This window comes from Pseudonocardia sp. (assembly GCF_025465255.1).
GTDB lineage: Bacteria > Actinomycetota > Actinomycetes > Mycobacteriales > Pseudonocardiaceae > Pseudonocardia.
On the sequence record NZ_JAODNI010000203.1, the window covers coordinates 1 to 17,252 of the forward strand.

A 17,252-nucleotide genomic window follows, 5' to 3' on the forward strand; every position below is an offset into this window, starting at 1 on the left:
CCCAGGGATCGTCCGCGTCGGTCTTCACCGCGGGGAGCCGGGAGGCCACGGACACCTCGTCCGCCTCGGGCTGGCGCTGCCACCACGACAGGATCTCGCTGCCGTCGCCGACGGTGCGGTGGTCGAGATGGGCCTCGGCGTGGTCGGGGACGATATTGGTCGCCGTGCCGCCGCGCAGCGTGCCGAGGTTGCACCTCTCCGGGCCGAGGTAGGGGTCCTCGGCCAGCGGGAGCTCCGCGCGCGGCGATCACCGCGACCTGCCCGGCCGGGTCGCCCGAGACGCTGCGCTGCCGAACTATCGTCGAGAGCAGGGCCGCGCCCTCCTCCGAACCGCTCCACGAGTCCTGTGCCAGGTCCACTGGCCGCTCCTCCGGTGGGTCCGTCCGCGACGTCGACCACCTTCACAGGGCCGCAGCCCCCGGCGTGATCGACCGGTCCCACGGGCCGGGGAACCGGGACGGTTCTCACGGAAGGCGGCACCGATGCGCGGTCGGTCGCGTCCAGGCGGCCGGTCCGTCGCGGGTACGCAGCTCGCTGCGACGTCCCGGCTGGCCCGATAGCGATTCCTCCCGGGTCGGTGACAGCCAGCTCAACCAGATGCAGATGCCGCGTCGAGGTGCTTCATGGCTGCCCTGAGCGCTGGGATCCGGGTTTGGCGGGCCTTCCGTGCGCTCTCTCATGTGCCGTCCGGAACCGTGGTCTAACCCCTCGTTTGGGTAGGGCTTGCGCGTCGCTGAGCGGATCACTGCAGGTCAGGGGTTATCGTTCGGCTGTCCACATTGGTCATTCCGATATCGGGGGCCGTCAGGATGGCCGGCAAGTTCGAGGTCTACCAGGACCGTGGCGGCAAGTACCGGTTCCGGCTGAAGGCCAGCAACGGGCAGGTCGTGGCCAGCGGCGAGGCCTACGAGACCAAGGCTGCGGCTGGGAAGGGCTGCGAGTCCGCGCAGAACGCCGCCGCCGGCGCACCCGTAATCGAGACCGATTCCTGAGCTCGGAACAAGCGGGCGCCGTGCGCGATAGGCAGCCTCGGCCGGGCCGCGGCGATGGCCTCCTGGATCTCCGTAGATCCGCGGATGTCCGTCGTCGGCGCGACGGCGACCATCACCCCATGCGCCGACCGATCCGTTTCCCGGGACTGATGCTGCACGCGCTGGTCGTGGGCGTGCCGCTCGCCCTGTTCGCCGTCCTGGTGTTCACCGGCCGCGGCGGCGGGGCGAACATCGGCGCCGGCCTGGTGCTCCTCGTCGTCCTGGCGCTGGGGTTCCCGTGGAGCCTGCCGGTGTTCCTCGACCCCGACGCCGTCGGCGAGCTCCCCGGGGTGCTCCGCTACGCGGCGTACGTCGGTCCGGCGCTGCTCTGGATCGGTGTGCACGGCCTGGTCCGCTGGCAGCACGTCACCCGCTGACCCTCACGCACACCAGGAGGGCCGGGGCCACGCCGACGGCCGCGAGCGCCGAGCCGAGCCGGTGGCCGACCAGCACGGCGAGCTCGTCGCGGGCGGCGGCGAGCCGGACCCCGTCGACCCCGGTGCGGGTGCCCTCGCGGTGCAGCAGGTGCACCGGGTCGTCGGTGGTCACGTTCCCCGAGGCCCGCGGGCGGACGGGCACCCGCCCAGGCCGCCGAGCGCGCGGCGAAGCGCCGGATCCCCAGCTGGACGCCGGTGAGCGCGCCGGCCGCGGCCATGCCGTAGGTGTTGCGCAGGTGCAGGCCGAGCTCGGGGCCCGCAAGGCGTCGCGCACCGCGCCGAGCGGATCTGCACCCTGCACAACTCCGTCGGCTTTGACTCTGTACGGGAGACCGCCAACGGCCGGAAGCGGCTGCCTACCTGCGGCACACGAGAGGCAGGCGCTGCACAGGCGAGACGCCGCCGCGCGGACCCTCTGCCACATCCCCGCCGAGCCCCGTCAACTGAGGTTGATGCCCATGCCGGTTGCGCGCCAGGGTGGGGCTATGAGCCGTCCACCCCGGATTTCGGAACACCCTCGATACACTCGACGCAGGAGACCGGGTTGAGCGCGAGGGCGGCGAGGAGGCGACGGATCTCGTTGCCGACAGTGGGATCAGTCGCCGCCGGCCGGCTCGAGAACCCCTTTTTCCACGGGCTGTTCGTGTTCGGTGGCGCGGGTCGCGGCGAGGTAGGCGGCGGCGAGCATGGCCAGGGTGATGTGGGCGTACCAGGCCCGCCAGGATCGGACTTGGTAGTGATCGAGGCCGGCTTCGTTCTTCGCGGTCTGGAAGCATTCCTCGATCGCCCACCGCGCCCCGGCCACCCGGATCAGCTCCCGTAGCGGAGTCCTGGCGGGGGCGGCGCAGCGGTAGAACGCCAGCTCCCGCACCTTCCTCCCCTGCGGAAGGTCGGTCTGGCGGCGCACCAGCAGCCAGTGGCCCCACCCGTCGGGCAGCCCGGCCGGGTCGAGGGCGACGGTGGTCCAGTCATAGACCCGTTCACCGTGCGCGCCTTGTCCGATCGAGCGGCGTTCCCACCCGCCGCCCTCGCCGTGCCCGGCCAGTGTGGCCAGGATGTCGGCTTGGCGGCGGCGCCCGTCCGGACTCACGAGGACGTCGTCGTTGCGGGTCGCCAGCACGAAGGGCACCTCGTGGTCGGCGAGCCAGGCGCGGAAGGTCGGGTTCTGCCCGTAGGCCTCGTCCGCGGTGACCCACCCGGTCATCACTCCGGCGCGGAACGCGCGGGTCAGCATCGCCACCCCGAGCTGCGGTTTCGTCGCGAACCCGGCCTCGGCGGGGATCCCCGCTGCCGCGCACCGCTGCGGGTCCTCGGTCCACGAGGTCGGCAGGTAGAGCTCGCGGTCGATCAACGCACGACCCCGGCTGCTGGCGTAGGCCAGGAACACCCCCACCTGACAGTTGTCGATCTTCCCGGTGGTGCCGGTGTACTGGCGTTGCACGCCGGCCGAGCGCACGCCCTTCTTGATGAACCCGGTCTCGTCGACCACGAACACCCCGCTCGCGGCGTCGCCGAGATGCTCCAGGACATAGCCGCGCAGGTCGTCACGGACGCCCTCGACGTCCCAGTCCGCGGTGCGCAGCAACCGCTGGATGCCGTCCGGTGACAGCTCGCCGGCGTGCTCGGCCAAGGTCCAGCCGTTCTTCCGCTCCAGGCCCGCCAACAGCCCGCGCGTGTAGGTGCCGGCCCGCCGACGCGGCTCGGACCGGGAGAACCGGCGCCCGATCAACTCCACCACCGCGTCCAACGCCGCTACCCACCCCGCCACGTCCACCACAGGGCGATCATCACCGCCCGACAGGGTCTCAGCATCCCACGACACGCCGCGACTGCCGTTGCAATACTAGGCCCTTCGGTGCCGACCTCTCCGGTGTCGCCTCGCGTTCGACGACGTCGACGAGCACGCGCGACGGCGCCACCCTGCGGGTATCGAGGTGCCGGCGCTGCTGGGCTGCTCATGTGCGCGTCTCAAGTGGCCAGGCGAGCCAGGTGAGGAGCGCGAGCTGCCGGTCGGTGAGGGGAGCCTGGGCCGTCGCGGTAGCACCTGGCGTGAGGAGCGCTCGGTGAGGGGTCCGTCCGCAGGGGTCTGCGTGGCCGCGGCCGTCAGGAGGGGGCGCCGAGCGACGCGCTCTTGGCCTGCTGCTCGTAGAGGGACAGGAAGTCCTCGTCGCGCAGCCCGGTTCCGATGGCGGACTGGATGAGCTGGTAGACGGCGGATCCGACCGGCATCGGGACTTCGAGCGACCGGGCGGTCCCCAGGCCGAGGTCGAAGTCCTTGCGAAGCAGCTCGGTGGTGAAGGTCGGCGTGAAGTCGCGCTTGATGAGGGCCTCGCTGCGCTTGCGCACCCAGTCCGACGACACGACGGTCCCGTTGAGGAACTCGAGGAACGCGGCGCGGTCGGTGCCGCCCTTCTCCGCGAGGCTGGTCACCTCGACCAGGGCCTGGACCATCATCCCCAGGTAGAGGTTGTGGCAGAGCTTCACCAGCCGGCTCTGCTCCTGCTCGCCGGCATGGACGGCGACCTTCGCCATCTGGTCCAGGAACGGCTTGGCCAGCTGGAAGGATTCAGTCGGACCGGAGGCCACGATGCAGGCCCCGCCCTCGGCGACCACGTGGGGGTTGCCGCTGATCGGTGCGCCCAGGAACGCGACGCCGGCGGAGGACGCCGCCTGCCGGAGCTTCGCCGAGGTCTCCTCGGAGACGGTCGAGCAGTCGACGATCAGCCCGGGCTTGCGGTCTCCGCTCAGCAGCCCCTTCTCGCCGCTGACGACCTCCTCGAGATCGCCGGGCATCGAGACCGTCACGAAGACGATGTCGCAGGCTCCCAGGTCCGTGATCTTTTCGACGGCGACCGCGCCCGTGGCGACGAGCGGCTCGGTCTTGCTCCTGGTCCGGTTCCAGACCGTGACCCTTTCCCCGGCGTCGAGCAGGCGGCCGGCCATCGCCGCGCCCATCCGGCCGGTTCCGAGCCATCCAAGGCTGCGGGACTGCGAACTCATGCGAACTCCTCGACGATGTTGTCTCGCGCGTTGTGCGCGGGAGGGCGGGTGGTGGGCCGGCGACCGCGACGTGATGGTGCGGCGTTCGGGTTCAGACGGGCGAGTACTCGCCCGTCTCGGCGGCGGCGGGGGCGGTCGGTGCGGGCCCGGTCCGGCCGAGGGCTGTCCAGGCCGTCTCGATGAGGTTCTGGGTGGAGAGCCCGTATTTCTCGAACAGGTAGGGCCCGCTCAGTGAGCCTTCGGCGAAGGTGTCCTGCAGGCCGATCCGGCGGAGCGGGCGCCCGATCCCCGCCTCCGCGACCGTTTCGGCGACGGCGGATCCCAGGCCGCCGATGATGGAGTGGTTCTCGGCGGTGATGAGGACCTTGGCCTCCGCGGCGGCGCCCTGGATGGTCGCGGTGTCGATCGGCTTGATGACCGGGACGTTGATGACCGAGACGGAGACGCCCTGCTCGCCGAGCACCCGCGCCGCGCCGAGCGCTGCTGCGAGCAGCATTCCGCTGGCGAAGAGGGCGACGTCGGTGCCGGGGACCAGCACCTCGGCGCGGTCCAGGCTCAGGATGTGGTCGTCGTCGAAGATGACCGGGATCTCGCCGCGCTTGAGCCGGACGTAGACCGGGCCGGGGACGTCGACGATCGCGTCGACCACCTGAGCGACCTCGACCGCGTCGGCCAGGTCGATGACGGTCATGTTGGGCAGCGCCCGCATCAGCGCGACGTCGTCGATCGCCTGGTGGCTGGGCCCGCCCGGGGTGGACACACCGGGCATGAAGCCGATGATGCGGACCGGGAGGTTCGGGTAGGCGATCGCGTTGGCGATCTGGTCGTACGGGCGGCGGGTGGCGAACACGCCGAAGGTGTGGACGAACGGGATGTGGCCGCAGCGGGCGAGGGCGCCGGCCATGCTCATCATGTTGGCCTCGGCCATACCGCCGTGGATGAACTGCCCCGGCAGCTCGGCCTGGAACAGGTCGATCTCACACTGGCGGGTCAGGTCCCCGCTCAGGCAGAGGACCTCTTCGCGGCGGCGGCCCATGTCGAGCAGCGCGCGGCCGTAGGGCTTGAGCTCGGTGAGGTAGGGCGGTTCATGCACGGGAGGCCTCCAGCTTTCCGGTGAGCTCCTCGACCGCGGCCGTGGCCAGATCGGGGGGCAACTTGATGAAGTGCCCGTCGGCGTCGGGCGGCAGGCAGTCGAGTCCGTGGACGGTCGATGTCCGGCAGACCAGCACGCTGGGGCGCTCGGTCTCGGCGTCGGCAGCGGAAAGGGCGGCGGACACCGCGTCGATGTCGTGGCCGTCGAGGTCCTGTACGTGCCAGCCGAATGCAGCCCACTTGTCGGCGATGGGCTCGATCGTGGTGATGCTGTCGACGGGTCCGTCGACCTGGGAGTTGTTCGCGTCGAGCAGGACGGTGAGCCGGGCGAGGCGGTGATGAGCGGCGAAGACCGCCGCCTCCCAGAGCTGGCCCTCCTCCATCTCGCCGTCGCTGACCAGGGCGTAGGTGCGGGCGTCGGAGCCGCGCAGGCGATCGGACATCACGAACCCGGTGGCGGCGGAGAGGCCCTGGCCGAGCGAGCCGCAGGTGTAGTCGACGATCGGGGAGCGCTCGGTGCCGATGGCCTCGATCGGGGAGCCGTTCTGCCCGTAGGTGGACACGATCTGCTCGTCGAGCAGTCCGAGCTCGGTCGCGGCGGCGAACGGCGCGATGATGTAGTGCCCGGGCGAGCACACGAGCCGGTCGAGGCCGGGTGTCGCCCGGGCGAACACGGCCGCGACCTGCTCGGCCGCCGACAGCGCCTGGCCGAGGTAGCCGAACCCCTGCGGCGCCACCATCCGCACCGCACGTAGACGGATCCGCAGCGCGAGCTCCAGCGGGTCCAGCACCTCCCAATGGGTCTTGGGACCGGAGATGGACAGCTCGGCAGTCATACGAACCCCCAAAGTGGCTAAGTGGCCTGACCAAAAGTGTCACCCCGTTTCCACGCCGGTGTCAACAGGATCGGGCGATGCGCGCCGCTGGTCGGGCGATGCGCGCCGCTACGGAAGCCGCCGCTCGGGGCGAGGAGGCATCAAGGGCCTGTGTCGGAGCCACCGGCGAGCTCGGCTGGTGCAAGCGAGCCGGGACGGGGGTCGAGGCCCTCCGGGGCAACCTGGCCGAATCCCAACGGGAGATCCGCGCGACCGTGGCGCGCCGACACGCTCGACGACGTCGGAAGAAGCTCAGCTGACGCGCCCCGGGAGCGGAGCGCCGCGCGACGGCATTGACAGGGCCTGAGCGCCCGTGGCTAAATTGGCTAAGCCACTTGGCCAAAGAGGGCCCATGGCGGAGGCGAGGAAGCACCAGGCGAATCCGCGCCGGTGTGACCGTTCCGTTCGGAATCTGAACCCACGGTAGGAGAAGTGATGAGTGCGAACAGCATCGCCTCTGCGGGCGCTGTGATGGGAGTCGACTGGGAGGAGCGGGTCAACTTCGACCGGCTCCGCACCGAACGTCTGGCGCGAGCGCACGCCGCACTCGAGTCGTCGGATGTCGGGGCGCTCGTGCTCTTCGACCAGAACAACATCCGCTACACGACGGCGACCCACATCGGCAACTGGGCCCGGGACAAGCTGTTCCGCTGCGTCCTGCTCATGCGCGGTCGCGACCCGATCCTCTGGGACATCGGGTCGGCCGCCCGGCAGCACAAGATGCACGCCAGTTGGCTCCCGGAGTCCAGCTGGCAGGCCGGCATCTCGAGCTGGCGTGGATCCATCCCGGAGCACGTCGGCGTGGAGGTGGGCAACGCCAAGCGGATCGCCGACCTGCTGCGGGAGCACGGTCTCGCGGGCGACCCGGTGGGCGTCGACGTCGTCGAGATCCCGGTGCTGCGGGCGCTCGAGGGCGAGGGCCTGCACATCGTCAACGGCCAGGAGCTCATGCAGCAGGCCCGGAGGATCAAGACGATCGACGAGATCGCCCTGCTGAACCACTCGGCCGGCATGGTCGACGCGGCCTACGACGAGCTCTACCGCTCCCTGCGGGTCGGGACCAAGGAGAACGACACGGTCGCGCTGGTCAACAAGGTTCTCTACGAGCTCGGTTCCGAAGAGGTCGAGGCGGTCAACGCGATCTCGGGCGAACGGTGCAGCCCGCACCCCCACGTCTTCAGCGACCGCATGATGCGCCCCGGCGACGCCGCCTACTTCGACATCATCCACTCGTTCAACGGCTACCGGACCTGCTACTACCGGACGCTGAACATCGGTAGCTCCACCGCCGCCCAGCGTGACGCCTACAACAAGGCCCGCGAGGCGATCGACCAGGCCATCTCGGTGGTGCGGCCCGGGGCCTCGAGCGCGGACGTCGCGCGGGCGCTGCCGAGCGCCGGCGACCTCGGCTACTCGAGTGAGGAGGAGGCGTTCGGCCTGCAGTACTGCCACGGCATCGGGCTCTCGGTCTGGGAGCAGCCGCTGATCAGCCGTTACCACTCGCTCGAACACCCGGTGCCCATCGAGGAGGGCATGGTCTTCGCCCTGGAGACCTACTGCCCGACGAAGGACGGCTCGTCGGCGGCCAGGATCGAAGAGGAGATCGTTGTGACCGCCGACGGGGCCCAGGTCATCACGCGCTTCCCGGCCGACCAGCTCCTGGTCGCCGGAACGCGGTACTGGAACGGCTTCAACTTCGCCGTGGACCCGGGCGACCGCGCCGCCGTCGACGCGATCCCCGAGTCGCTGGTCTCCGCGTAGCGCGTCGCTGCGCAGGGGCCGCCCGAAACCGATACAGGACAAAGGAATCGAGATCATGACCTATTCAGCGGACACGACCCAGGTGGGCTTCGTGGGCCTCGGGCGTCTCGGAGGGCCCATCGCGTCGAACCTGGCCTCCGCCGGCTATGCCGTCGTCGGGTTCGACCCGGATCCCGCCGCCGGTGAGCGACTGGGCTCCAGCGCGGTCCGGTTCATCCCGGACGCCGCCGAGTGCGCGACCTTCTCACAGGTGCTGATCACCTGCCTGCGGGGAGCCGGTGACGTGCACGGGACGCTCGACCGGCTTCGCGAGGCGGGGTCACTGGACGGGGTCGAGGCCTTGCTGGACCTCAGCACGATCTCGCCGGCGGACTCCGAGGGCCTGGCCAGGCAACTGGGCAAGGACGGTGTCGCCTACCTCCGGGTGACCGTCAGTGGCAGTGCTCAGGCGGCCGCCACCCGGCAGATCAGCCTGATGTGCTCCGGAGACGAAGAGCTGTACGAGCGATGCACCCCGCTCCTGGGCGCCGTCGGACGAGGCCACGTGTGGCTCGGTGCCGCAGAGGAGGCGAAGGCGGCCAAGGTGGCCGTCAACATGCTCGTCGGTGTCGGGCTGGCCTCGCTCATCGAGTCCGTGCGGCTGGCCGAGGGCATGGGGATCGATCGACAACGGTTCCTCGACGTGGTCGCACAGACCGCCGTCGCGTCCCCCTTCTTCCAGGCGAAGACGCCGGCCCTGGTCAACCGTGACTACACCCCGGCCGCCTCCTTGGCCCTGATGAAGAAGGACCTCGACCTCGCCGTCACCGCGTCCTCGGACGTGGGGACGCCGCTGCCGCTGACTGATCTCGCCCGCGCGCTCTACACCGCGTGTGACGCCCAGGGGTGGGCCGAGAAGGACTTCGCCTGTCTCGACGAGCTCTACGACCAGCCAGACCTGCTGCACGGAACCGGAGAATGAGGAAGAACGATGCCCCACGTCACGAAGCAGGACTGGTCGAAGGCGTCGACGCCGTGGTCGATCGAGGGGCGGGCGCAGGGGTACGACCGTCTCACGATGCTGAGCCCCGATGTCGGTGACACGGTCCACACCGACCTCGGTATCGGCCGGTTGCAGCCGGGCGGCCGCGTCGACCTACATCTGCACTCCTACGAGGAGGCCGTCTACGTCCTCGAGGGCACGGTGCGCGTGCAGATCGACGGGAAGGCCTACCTGTTGCAGCGCGGGGACTACGCGTTCTTCCCCATCGGGTGCGTGCACGGCTTCTCGAACGACGCCAGGGCGGAGGCCCGGTGGCTGGACGTCAACAGCCCGGTGGCCCTGCGGCGTGAGTCCGGCCGCCGGGACACGTTCTTCCCGAAGATCGACGGGGACATGTCCGCCCAGGCGAAGGCCCCCGACTTCACGGACCCCACCCTGGCCCTCGTCGGCCATTACGAGGGGACCGCACCCGATCACGTCTCGGCGGCCACCTCGGGGGACGCCCGCAACCGGAGCTCGGCGGGGATGAACACCGCGGTGCTCTCATACAGCGGGATCTCGGTCAAGATGATGGTGGACGAGCTCCGCGGCGCCAACCTCCTGAACATGTTCATGGTCGACTACGAGGTCAACGGCGCCGCTCAGGTCCACGACCACCCCTTCGAGGAGGCCTACTTCTTCCTCGAGGGCGACACCGACTTCGAGCTAGACGGCGTCACCTATCACGTCGAGCCCGGTGACCTCGCCTGGGCGGGAGTCGGGGAGACACACGCCTGCTTCAATACGGCCGGCGGACGGGTGCGATGGATCGAGACCCAGTCTCCACTCCCGCCGGTCAAACATTCCTACCGGTGGCCGGCCGACTGGCAACACTTCGAGCACCAGGTCTGCGAGGAGGGAACAGCAGATGCTTGATCACTACGTGGTGTTTCGCCCGCGAGCGGGCAAGGAGGACGAGCTGTCCGCTGCCCTGGAGAAATTCGGGAGCGCGATCGCCGGCAACATGCCGTGCCTCGTCGAGTTCACCTGGGGACCGAACGTCAACCAGTCCGGCCTGGACCACGGCTTCACCCATGGGTGCTTCGCCCGCCTGACGACCCAGGCCTCCCTCAAGGAGGAGTATTGGATCCACCCGGCACACCAGGCGTTGCTCGGGGTGCTCGACGAGCTGTGCGAGGACCGGTTCGCTCTGGACTACGCCGTCGACGACGTCATCCGGGGAACGTGACCGTCGTGGCGGACGGTGCAGGGCCTGTGACACGCCATCGCAGCGGCCGGACCGGCTGGGTGGCCATGTCGCGGCCACCCAAGAACATGATCGACGAGCAGATGGCCGTCGAACTGCTGGACGCCCTGCAGGCGCAGGAGGCCAGCCCCGACGTGGACGCCATCGTCCTCGCCGGCGCGGGTGAGTACTTCTGCGCCGGCGCCGACGCCGCGTCGGTCCGAAAGTCCGGGCGCGCGGAGGAGTTCGCCCAGGCCGTGGGCGAGCTCTTCGGGTTCTTCCCGGGATCGCGGAAGCCGATCGTCGGCGCCGTCCGCGGAGACGCGCTCGCGGGGGGCTTCGGCCTCCTGTGCAGCTGCGACGTGGTCGTCCTCGGATCCGGCGCCGAGGTCGGGACGATCGAGGCACAGTTCGGGGCGTGGCCCATGCTCGCACAGGTACCGGTCACCCGGCGGGTGCCCGAGAAGGCGGCCCTCCTCAACATCCTCACCGGGGAGCCGTTCACCGCCGAGCGCGCACTCGCGCTCGGTGTTGTCGACGAGGTCGTCGCCCCCGGCGACGTTCAGGACCGGGCGCAGCACTGGGCCCGGAAGGTGGCCGTGGCCGGGGCCGCCTGCGCGGTGGGCCGGCCGCTGTTCTTCCGAGGCCGCGACCAGGACTACATACGGGCGCTGAAAGGCGCGCAGGACGCTTTCGCCCGCTCGTTCACCGCCACCGCCGAATAGCGCTTCCGATAGGCGGAGCGGCCACGGCCCGGGCGTCTAGAGTTGGCGCCTGTGTCACCCCACGAAGGAGACGGAACAGACGTGCCTGAGCCCGGTGGCCGAAGAATTCCTGCGCCGAGCCGCGTCCCGGTCGACATGAGCTCGGTCCAGCAGGTCGTCGTGCAGCGTCTGTCCGACGAGGTGGCCGAGCGCATCCGTACATTCATCCTCGACGAGGGCCTGGCCGAGGGCGCCCGCCTGCCGTCCGAGCGCGCCCTGGCGGAGCTACTCGGCGCCAGCCGCCCCACGGTGAGCCAGGCGCTGCGCACCCTGTCGCTGATGGGGCTCGTGGAGACACGGCGCGGGTCGGGCGCCTACGTCATGAGACAACCGGACCGGAGCATCACGGCCTCGGTCAACCTGATGCTCGAGCTCGACCGTGAGAGCGTCTCCAGTCTGGCCGAGCTGCGGCTCTGGCTCGAGACGCGCGGTGCCGGCGAGGCCGCGGGCCGTGTCGATGATCTCGGGCTCCGGCGGACGCGCGTGGCGCTCGAGCGCCTGCACGGCAGCATCGGCGGGACCACCTCGGGCTGGATCGCTGCCGACACGATCTTCCACGCGACGATCGTCGGCATGGCGGGGAACCCCTACCTGACCTCGATCTACGAGAGCGTGCACAACGCGCTGGTCAGCTTCCTGTACCGGCCCTGGGTCGAGAACGACGAGGTTCCCCACTGGCTGCAGCCGGACGAGGCCGCGGCCCAGATGGCCCTGCACGAGCCGATCGTCGCCGGAATCGAGAGCCGCGATTCGGAAGCCACGATGCGGGCCGTTCAACACCACCATGAGGCGATGCTCGAGCATCTGGGCGACAGGTCTCGCCGGCCCTGATACCGCTCGTCGCATCAGCCCGACCGATCGCGTCGCGCCCCTGAGAGTCGCGAGCGCATCGTCGTCGAGCCTCGACGAGTCCCAGATGACGTCGAGCTGGGCAATCTTCCCGTCCTTCAGGACGATGCGCCCGGCGCCCGCCCGACCGGCGTCTCCGCCGCGGAGGCCCTGAAGTGACCCCCATCAGGCGGACGCGTCCGACCGGCGGGGGTCACTTCACTGATCTGCCGATCGAGGCCTTCAAAAGGCAGCCGGGGATACCAGCCAGCCCGTAGGAAGGACGGCCGCAGGCCGTGAGGACCCAGGACCATTGAAGCGCCAGCATTGAGCGTGGTGAACGTGCGCCATCGACGCGCTCCAGCTCGAGATCGCCGAGGACCGCGACATCGCGATGGTCTTCCAGAGCTACGCGCTCTATCCGCACATGACCGTCGCCGACAACATGGGCTTCGCGCTCAAGATCGCCGGGATGAACAAGTCCGAGATCCGCTCCCGGGTCGAGGAAGCCGCACGGATCCTTCATCTGACCCCGTTCCTGGACCGCATGGGGGACCGGGTCGCCGTGCTCAAGGACGGGCTGCTTGCCCGGTGCGACACCCCGCTGCGTCTCTACCAGCAGCCCGCCGACGTCTTCGTCGCCGGTTTCATCGGTTCACCCGGCATGAACATCGCCGAGTTCAAGCTCGACGGCACCGACGCCGTCAACGGCCGGGCCCGGGTCCGACTGCCCACCTCAACCGTGAGCGCGCTGGGCGAGGAGGGCACCGACCGCGTCGTGGTGGCGTTCCACCCCGAGGACGTCGATCTGGTGAGCGAGCACGCCGAGAGCGCCTTCCCCGTCGACGTCGCGCTCGTCGAGGAACTCGGCTCCGACGCCTTCCTCTACGGGACACCGGCCGGCGGCGACGCCGACACTCAGATCATCGGCAGGGTCGACGCACGGAATCCTCCCTCGAAGGGTGCGGGTCCACCTGCGCATCCGGCCCGGCCAGGAACACTACTTCTCGCCGGCCACCGGCACCCTGTCTGTCCGCATGACCCTGGGCGGCGGGGCGGCGGCCTGATCGGTGTGCAGGGAGGCAGGGGAAGGCTCGACCGCGGAGGCGGTGGGACTTACCGGAGCCCGGTCAGGATCCCTCGTCGTGCCGCACGGCGATTGCGGCGGCGGGGCAGCCCGCCGCGGCGTTCCGGGTGGCCTGCCACTGCTCGCGCGGCGGCGTCTCGTCCAGCAGCTCGACGATCGCGTCCTCGTCTCGCTGGTCGAACACGTCGGGTGCGGTGAGCACGCGCGGTATGGCTGGTACTGCAGGAACACGCCGAACCAACCATCGCCGAGGTCCTCGGTCCCCGGACGGGGCTGCCCGCGGGTGCCCCCGAGGTACGCGTGCTGGCAGCGACGGTGAACGCGGCACTGCGAGTGGTCACCGACGACTTCGCATGGGCCGCGGTGGACGGCGTGACCCCCCGCGACATCGACAGGCACCGGCGGCGACTGGCCGAGACGCTGCGCGCGGCTACCCGCGTACCCGCCCCGCCCCCCAGCCCACCAAGTACAGAATGACCCGGCCAAGACGGCGACCCCCTCCGGACCGCATCCCGGCCACCGCGGTCAGCCGACCCTTCTTCAGCTTTGGCACCGTGAAGAAGCTGGTCGCCGCGATCGGGTGGTTCATCGACGGCTGGAACGAGCGCTGCCATGCCTTCCTCTGGACCAAGACCGTCGACGAAACTCCCGCCCAGGTCAACGAACATCGTTGCGCGACGCCGGACCGGCAAGACGCCACTGGCCAGGAAAGACACATGAACGACCGAGACCGAGGGTCTCGTTCTCGGTTGGCAACCCTTCATTGTCGAGACATCTCGCACAGCGTTGTGTCGAGCACACAACCGGACAATGTGGGAAACGGAACGGCCGCCGTGGCTCACCGCCGGCGGCTTCTCCAGTGTTCCAGGGCTTGCCGGGCCAGCCCGGCGGCGACGGAGGCGATCAGAACGGCGGCGACGACCCGATGCTCGCTCTGCACGGAGGCAGGTGAAGGGGTTGGGGCCGCCGTCGCCTCGACGGGGCTCGCCGCGGCCGCGGCGAGCCGGACATCGTCGGTCGTCTCCTGCAGCCGTCCGTGTTGCTGCAGCCAATAGAGCCAGGCGAAGGCGGGCAGCACGAACAGCACGGCCAGACCCGTGACGGCCAGCTCGGCCCACAGGGCCGCCGACGGTGCGCTACCGGCCTGAAGGGTCAGCGAGCCGGGCAACAACCACGGGTACTGGGCCCATCCCCAGCCCGCGACGACCGCGGCCACCGCGAGGCCGGCGGCGATCCGCATCAGCTGGACGCGCCGTAGGACGACCAGGACGAGCGCGGCGATCCCGGCTACGACCGACACGACGACGAGGGGGAGCGCCGGGCCGATGAGCCGGTCGAAAATGTAGGGCGAGCTCGTGCGCATCAGCAGGAGGTTGACCGCCGCCAGCACGCCGCTGAGCACGCCGGCAGCGATCGCCCGGTGCGAGAAGTAGCGCACCATCTCGGGCTGTTTGCGCCGTTCGGAGTCGGCGACGAGGTAGATCGCGGCGATGTAGGCGCATGTGGCGACGAAGAGCGCTCCGGTGACGAGCGCGGTGGGGCTGGTCCACGCGCTGAGGACCTGCCCGAACGGCGCCGCCGGTACCGCTCCCGTCGCCACCGCCCCGATGACCGTCCCGAGAAAGAAGGGCGCCATCAGTGAAGATGCGGCGAACAGCGCTCCGTTGAGCCGCTGCATGTTCAGCCGCTCGGCCTCGTGCCGGAAGGCGAAGCCGACGCCGCGGAGGAAGATCCCGAGCAGGGACAGGGCGAGGGGGGTGAACAGCGCCGTCATGATGGCCGCGAAGGCGGGTGGGAAGGCGGTCCACATGATCACGAGCCCGAAGATGATCCAGACGTGGTTGCCCTCCCAGACCGGCGTCACCGAGGCATCGATGGCAGCGCGCGGCACCGCCCCGCGTCTCGTGCCGCCGGCCAGCAGGTCCCAGATGCCGCCACCGAAGTCGGCGCCGGAGAACAGGGCGTAGGCGGCGATGACTGCCAAGAGCACGACCGCGACCGCGATCAGTTCCGGCGGTGGGCTCACGATCGAACCTCCTGCACCGGCTCGGTCGGCGGCCCGTACGGCGTGGCCTGGTCCTCTACGAGCCGGGGGTCCCCCTCCGCTCGCCACCGACGGCCCATCAACCAGGGCACCAGGATGCACACGCCGGTGAGCACCAGGTAGATCACGAGTGTCACGGCCAGGGTGATGATCACCCCGCCCGCCGGGGTGACCGCATCGCGGGTCAGCAGCACGCCGTAGACGACCCATGGTTGCCGCCCGACCTCGGTGACGATCCAGCCGAACTCCATCGCCAGCACCGCCCCCACCCCCGCCAGGGCAGCGGGAACCAGGAACCAGCGCGTCCGCGGAATCTCCCGGTGGAACCACCAGACCCACGCCTGCCATGCCCCCAGCACGACCAGCGCCGTCCCGATGGCCACCATGCCGTCGAAGGCCAGATGGATCAGGTTGGGCAACGGCGGCCGCAGCTCCGGCGGGGCGCTGTCCCAGCCGATCACCGTGGTGTTCGGGGAGAAGCCGACGAGTATGGAGTCCGCGTAGGGAATCCCGATGCCGAAGTAGACCTGCCCGTTGTAGTAGATCCCGCCGAGCCACTCGGTGACGTGGGTTCCGGTGCGGTCGACGAGCTCCATCGCGGCGAACTTCTGCGGTTGCTGGGCGGCGATCATCCTGGCCGCGATGTCGCCGACCACAACCTGGATGGGCGCCGCGGCCGCGCCCACCGCGAAGGGAATCAGGAAACCGAGCCGGTGGTAGCGATCCCACCGGCCGCGCAGCATCCCCACCGCGTACACGCCCGCCGTCAGGAAGCCGGCGACCATGTACGCCGCCAGGATCATGTGCGGCACCTCGTAGCTGGAGGCGCCGTTGAAGATCACCGCCCACGGGTCGACGGAGGTGATCCGCCCGTCGGTCAACGTGAAGCCGCCGGGCTGGTTCATCCACGAGTTCGCGGCCACCACCGACCACGCCCCGAGGATCCCGGTCACCGCTATCGGCACCCCGCTCCACCAGTGCACCCAGCGCGCGAGCCCCCGCCAGCCGTAGAGGTAGATCGCGGTGAAGATGGCCTCGACGAAGAACCAGATCCCTTCGAGGCTGAACGGGATCCCGAAGGCAGCGCCGAAGCGCCCCATCAAGCCGGGCCACAGTAGCCCCAGCTCGTAGGACAGCACGGTGCCCGACACCGCGCCCACCGCGAAGATCACGGCCATCACCTTCGACCACCGCCGCGCCAGCAACAGGGCCACCGCATCGCCCCGCCGCAGTCCCATCCAGTGGGCGATCAGCACGACGGCCGGGAAGGCGATACCGAAGCAGGCGAAGATGATGTGGAAGCCGAGCGACGCCCCCATCTGGCTGCGAGCCGGCACAGTGCCGTCGGCCAGGACGAGGGCGGAGGAGATCACGGTACCCGCCCCGGGGCCGGCGGCGGCGCGGGTCGTGCTACGACACTGCAGGCCCGGCCGAAGCGCATACTGCAATCCGGGGACGGCACCGCGGAAGCCGGAGGTGTGGGCCTGATGATCGCAGCGGCGACGGTGTTCTGGTTGGGTGTCGGCATCGGTGCCCTCGGTCTCGTGGAGAACGATCTGTACGTGATCGGTCTCTTGATCATGTTGATCGGCGTGATCGGCGTTCTGGTACGAGTCACCGACTGGCTCAGTGATCGTGAGCGCGGGCTCGGCAGGCGGGCGCCGAGATAGGGCATCCTCGGCACCTCGCGGTCCGCGCCCCGGACGCGATCACACGTCATGTGCGTACCGAAGGTCGCGTGCGCACCCGGGCGGCTCCAGCACGAAGCGATCGCTTGCCGTCGTGTCGCGCCCTGCCTCAGCACAGCCGCCCTCCCGTCCCGCCCGTCGTGCCGCCGGTGGGTTATCGGCCCCTACCACCTCTAGTCGCCACCTCGCTCGGTTGCTGTCCGCTGAGCGGGGCCATTTGGCGGCCAAAGGCGTGACGATCCAGCACGATCGGCCGAGTCGGATCGGTGGCCGTGTCCGTGGCGGCGGCGGCACGGTTACTCGGACCTCCGCGTTCGCGCCGTCCTGGAAGGCCGGGCGAGGTGTCCGGCGGCCCACCGCGCCACCGCCGGCCGCCTCTTCTCCGTGTGCCGCGTCGTTCCACACGGTTTCAGAAGTCCGAGTGTTGGCCGGGCCGAG

Annotated in this window: 20 protein-coding genes; 9 read left to right on the forward strand and 11 right to left on the reverse strand. The window is 70.0% G+C overall.

All coding sequences use genetic code 11. The features are described 5' to 3' along the window. The coding region (locus JWP64_RS31685) for a peptidase dimerization domain-containing protein (RefSeq protein WP_366890517.1) at positions 1-226 on the reverse strand (226 nt) is incomplete at its 3' end. Between the two features lie 583 nt (positions 227-809). Here JWP64_RS31685 and JWP64_RS24250 point away from each other — a divergent pair. Together JWP64_RS24250 and JWP64_RS24255 are read left to right on the forward strand one after the other, a co-directional pair. Next, complete coding sequence (locus JWP64_RS24250) at positions 810-992, forward strand: DUF1508 domain-containing protein (protein WP_297501457.1); 183 nt, start codon at positions 810-812, stop codon at positions 990-992. A gap of 119 nt (positions 993-1,111) precedes the next feature. Beyond that, on the forward strand, positions 1,112-1,408 hold the full coding sequence (locus JWP64_RS24255; RefSeq protein WP_297501460.1) for a hypothetical protein: 297 nt from the start codon (positions 1,112-1,114) through the stop codon (positions 1,406-1,408). Here JWP64_RS24255 and JWP64_RS24260 read toward each other — a convergent pair. The 5 genes from JWP64_RS24260 to JWP64_RS24280 form a co-directional block, all read right to left on the reverse strand. Further along, positions 1,398-1,580, reverse strand: a complete 183-nt coding sequence (locus JWP64_RS24260; protein WP_297501462.1) for a hypothetical protein — start codon at positions 1,578-1,580, stop codon at positions 1,398-1,400. The genes JWP64_RS24255 and JWP64_RS24260 overlap by 11 nt on opposite strands. Positions 1,581-2,063: 483 nt before the next feature. Next, a complete protein-coding gene (locus tag JWP64_RS24265; protein WP_297501464.1) occupies positions 2,064-3,245 on the reverse strand; it encodes an IS701 family transposase in 1,182 nt (393 codons plus the stop codon). A 326-nt stretch (positions 3,246-3,571) separates the two neighbouring features. Next, complete coding sequence (locus tag JWP64_RS24270; protein WP_297501506.1) at positions 3,572-4,543, reverse strand: NAD(P)-dependent oxidoreductase; 972 nt, start codon at positions 4,541-4,543, stop codon at positions 3,572-3,574. Between the two features lie 16 nt (positions 4,544-4,559). Next, positions 4,560-5,561 (reverse strand): transketolase C-terminal domain-containing protein, encoded by a 1,002-nt coding sequence (locus tag JWP64_RS24275; RefSeq protein WP_297501468.1) that lies wholly within the window; start codon positions 5,559-5,561, stop codon positions 4,560-4,562. Continuing rightward, a complete protein-coding gene (locus tag JWP64_RS24280) occupies positions 5,554-6,396 on the reverse strand; it encodes a 1-deoxy-D-xylulose-5-phosphate synthase N-terminal domain-containing protein (protein ID WP_297501471.1) in 843 nt (280 codons plus the stop codon). The genes JWP64_RS24275 and JWP64_RS24280 overlap by 8 nt, the downstream gene beginning before the upstream one ends. A gap of 474 nt (positions 6,397-6,870) precedes the next feature. On the opposite strand from JWP64_RS24280, the gene JWP64_RS24285 reads away from it, so the two are divergent. From JWP64_RS24285 to JWP64_RS24310, 6 genes are all read left to right on the forward strand, one after another. Then, a complete protein-coding gene (locus tag JWP64_RS24285) occupies positions 6,871-8,196 on the forward strand; it encodes a M24 family metallopeptidase (protein WP_297501474.1) in 1,326 nt (441 codons plus the stop codon). Positions 8,197-8,251: 55 nt separating this feature from the next. Beyond that, positions 8,252-9,157: an NAD(P)-dependent oxidoreductase gene (locus JWP64_RS24290; RefSeq protein ID WP_297501477.1), complete on the forward strand. Its 906-nt coding sequence runs from the start codon at positions 8,252-8,254 to the stop codon at positions 9,155-9,157. Positions 9,158-9,166: 9 nt separating this feature from the next. Then, positions 9,167-10,093: a cupin domain-containing protein gene (locus JWP64_RS24295; RefSeq protein WP_297501480.1), complete on the forward strand. Its 927-nt coding sequence runs from the start codon at positions 9,167-9,169 to the stop codon at positions 10,091-10,093. Continuing rightward, positions 10,086-10,406 carry a Dabb family protein gene (locus JWP64_RS24300; RefSeq protein ID WP_297501482.1) on the forward strand — a complete coding sequence of 107 codons (321 nt, stop codon included), beginning with the start codon at positions 10,086-10,088 and terminating at the stop codon, positions 10,404-10,406. Before JWP64_RS24295 ends, JWP64_RS24300 begins: the two co-directional genes overlap by 8 nt. A gap of 65 nt (positions 10,407-10,471) precedes the next feature. Beyond that, entirely contained in the window at positions 10,472-11,128 is a 657-nt protein-coding gene (locus tag JWP64_RS24305) for an enoyl-CoA hydratase/isomerase family protein (protein WP_297501484.1), read from the forward strand. A gap of 81 nt (positions 11,129-11,209) precedes the next feature. Then, positions 11,210-11,998 (forward strand): FCD domain-containing protein, encoded by a 789-nt coding sequence (locus JWP64_RS24310; RefSeq protein WP_297501487.1) that lies wholly within the window; start codon positions 11,210-11,212, stop codon positions 11,996-11,998. Positions 11,999-12,209: 211 nt separating this feature from the next. On the opposite strand, the gene JWP64_RS24315 is transcribed toward JWP64_RS24310, so the two are convergent. The 5 genes from JWP64_RS24315 to JWP64_RS24335 form a co-directional block, all read right to left on the reverse strand. Continuing rightward, positions 12,210-12,521, reverse strand: coding sequence for a hypothetical protein (locus JWP64_RS24315; RefSeq protein WP_297501490.1), 312 nt, complete (start codon positions 12,519-12,521; stop codon positions 12,210-12,212). A 210-nt stretch (positions 12,522-12,731) separates the two neighbouring features. Continuing rightward, positions 12,732-12,977 carry a hypothetical protein gene (locus JWP64_RS24320; RefSeq protein WP_297501493.1) on the reverse strand — a complete coding sequence of 82 codons (246 nt, stop codon included), beginning with the start codon at positions 12,975-12,977 and terminating at the stop codon, positions 12,732-12,734. A gap of 148 nt (positions 12,978-13,125) precedes the next feature. Next, entirely contained in the window at positions 13,126-13,323 is a 198-nt protein-coding gene (locus JWP64_RS24325; protein ID WP_297501495.1) for a ferredoxin, read from the reverse strand. Positions 13,324-13,920: 597 nt separating this feature from the next. Continuing rightward, positions 13,921-15,108, reverse strand: a complete 1,188-nt coding sequence (locus tag JWP64_RS24330) for a cytochrome d ubiquinol oxidase subunit II (RefSeq protein ID WP_297501498.1) — start codon at positions 15,106-15,108, stop codon at positions 13,921-13,923. Next, positions 15,105-16,499: a cytochrome ubiquinol oxidase subunit I gene (locus JWP64_RS24335; RefSeq protein WP_297501500.1), complete on the reverse strand. Its 1,395-nt coding sequence runs from the start codon at positions 16,497-16,499 to the stop codon at positions 15,105-15,107. The genes JWP64_RS24330 and JWP64_RS24335 overlap by 4 nt, the downstream gene beginning before the upstream one ends. Positions 16,500-16,613: 114 nt before the next feature. On the opposite strand from JWP64_RS24335, the gene JWP64_RS24340 reads away from it, so the two are divergent. Then, on the forward strand, positions 16,614-16,796 hold the full coding sequence (locus JWP64_RS24340) for a hypothetical protein (protein ID WP_297501503.1): 183 nt from the start codon (positions 16,614-16,616) through the stop codon (positions 16,794-16,796). The last annotated feature ends 456 nt before the right edge of the window (positions 16,797-17,252 follow it).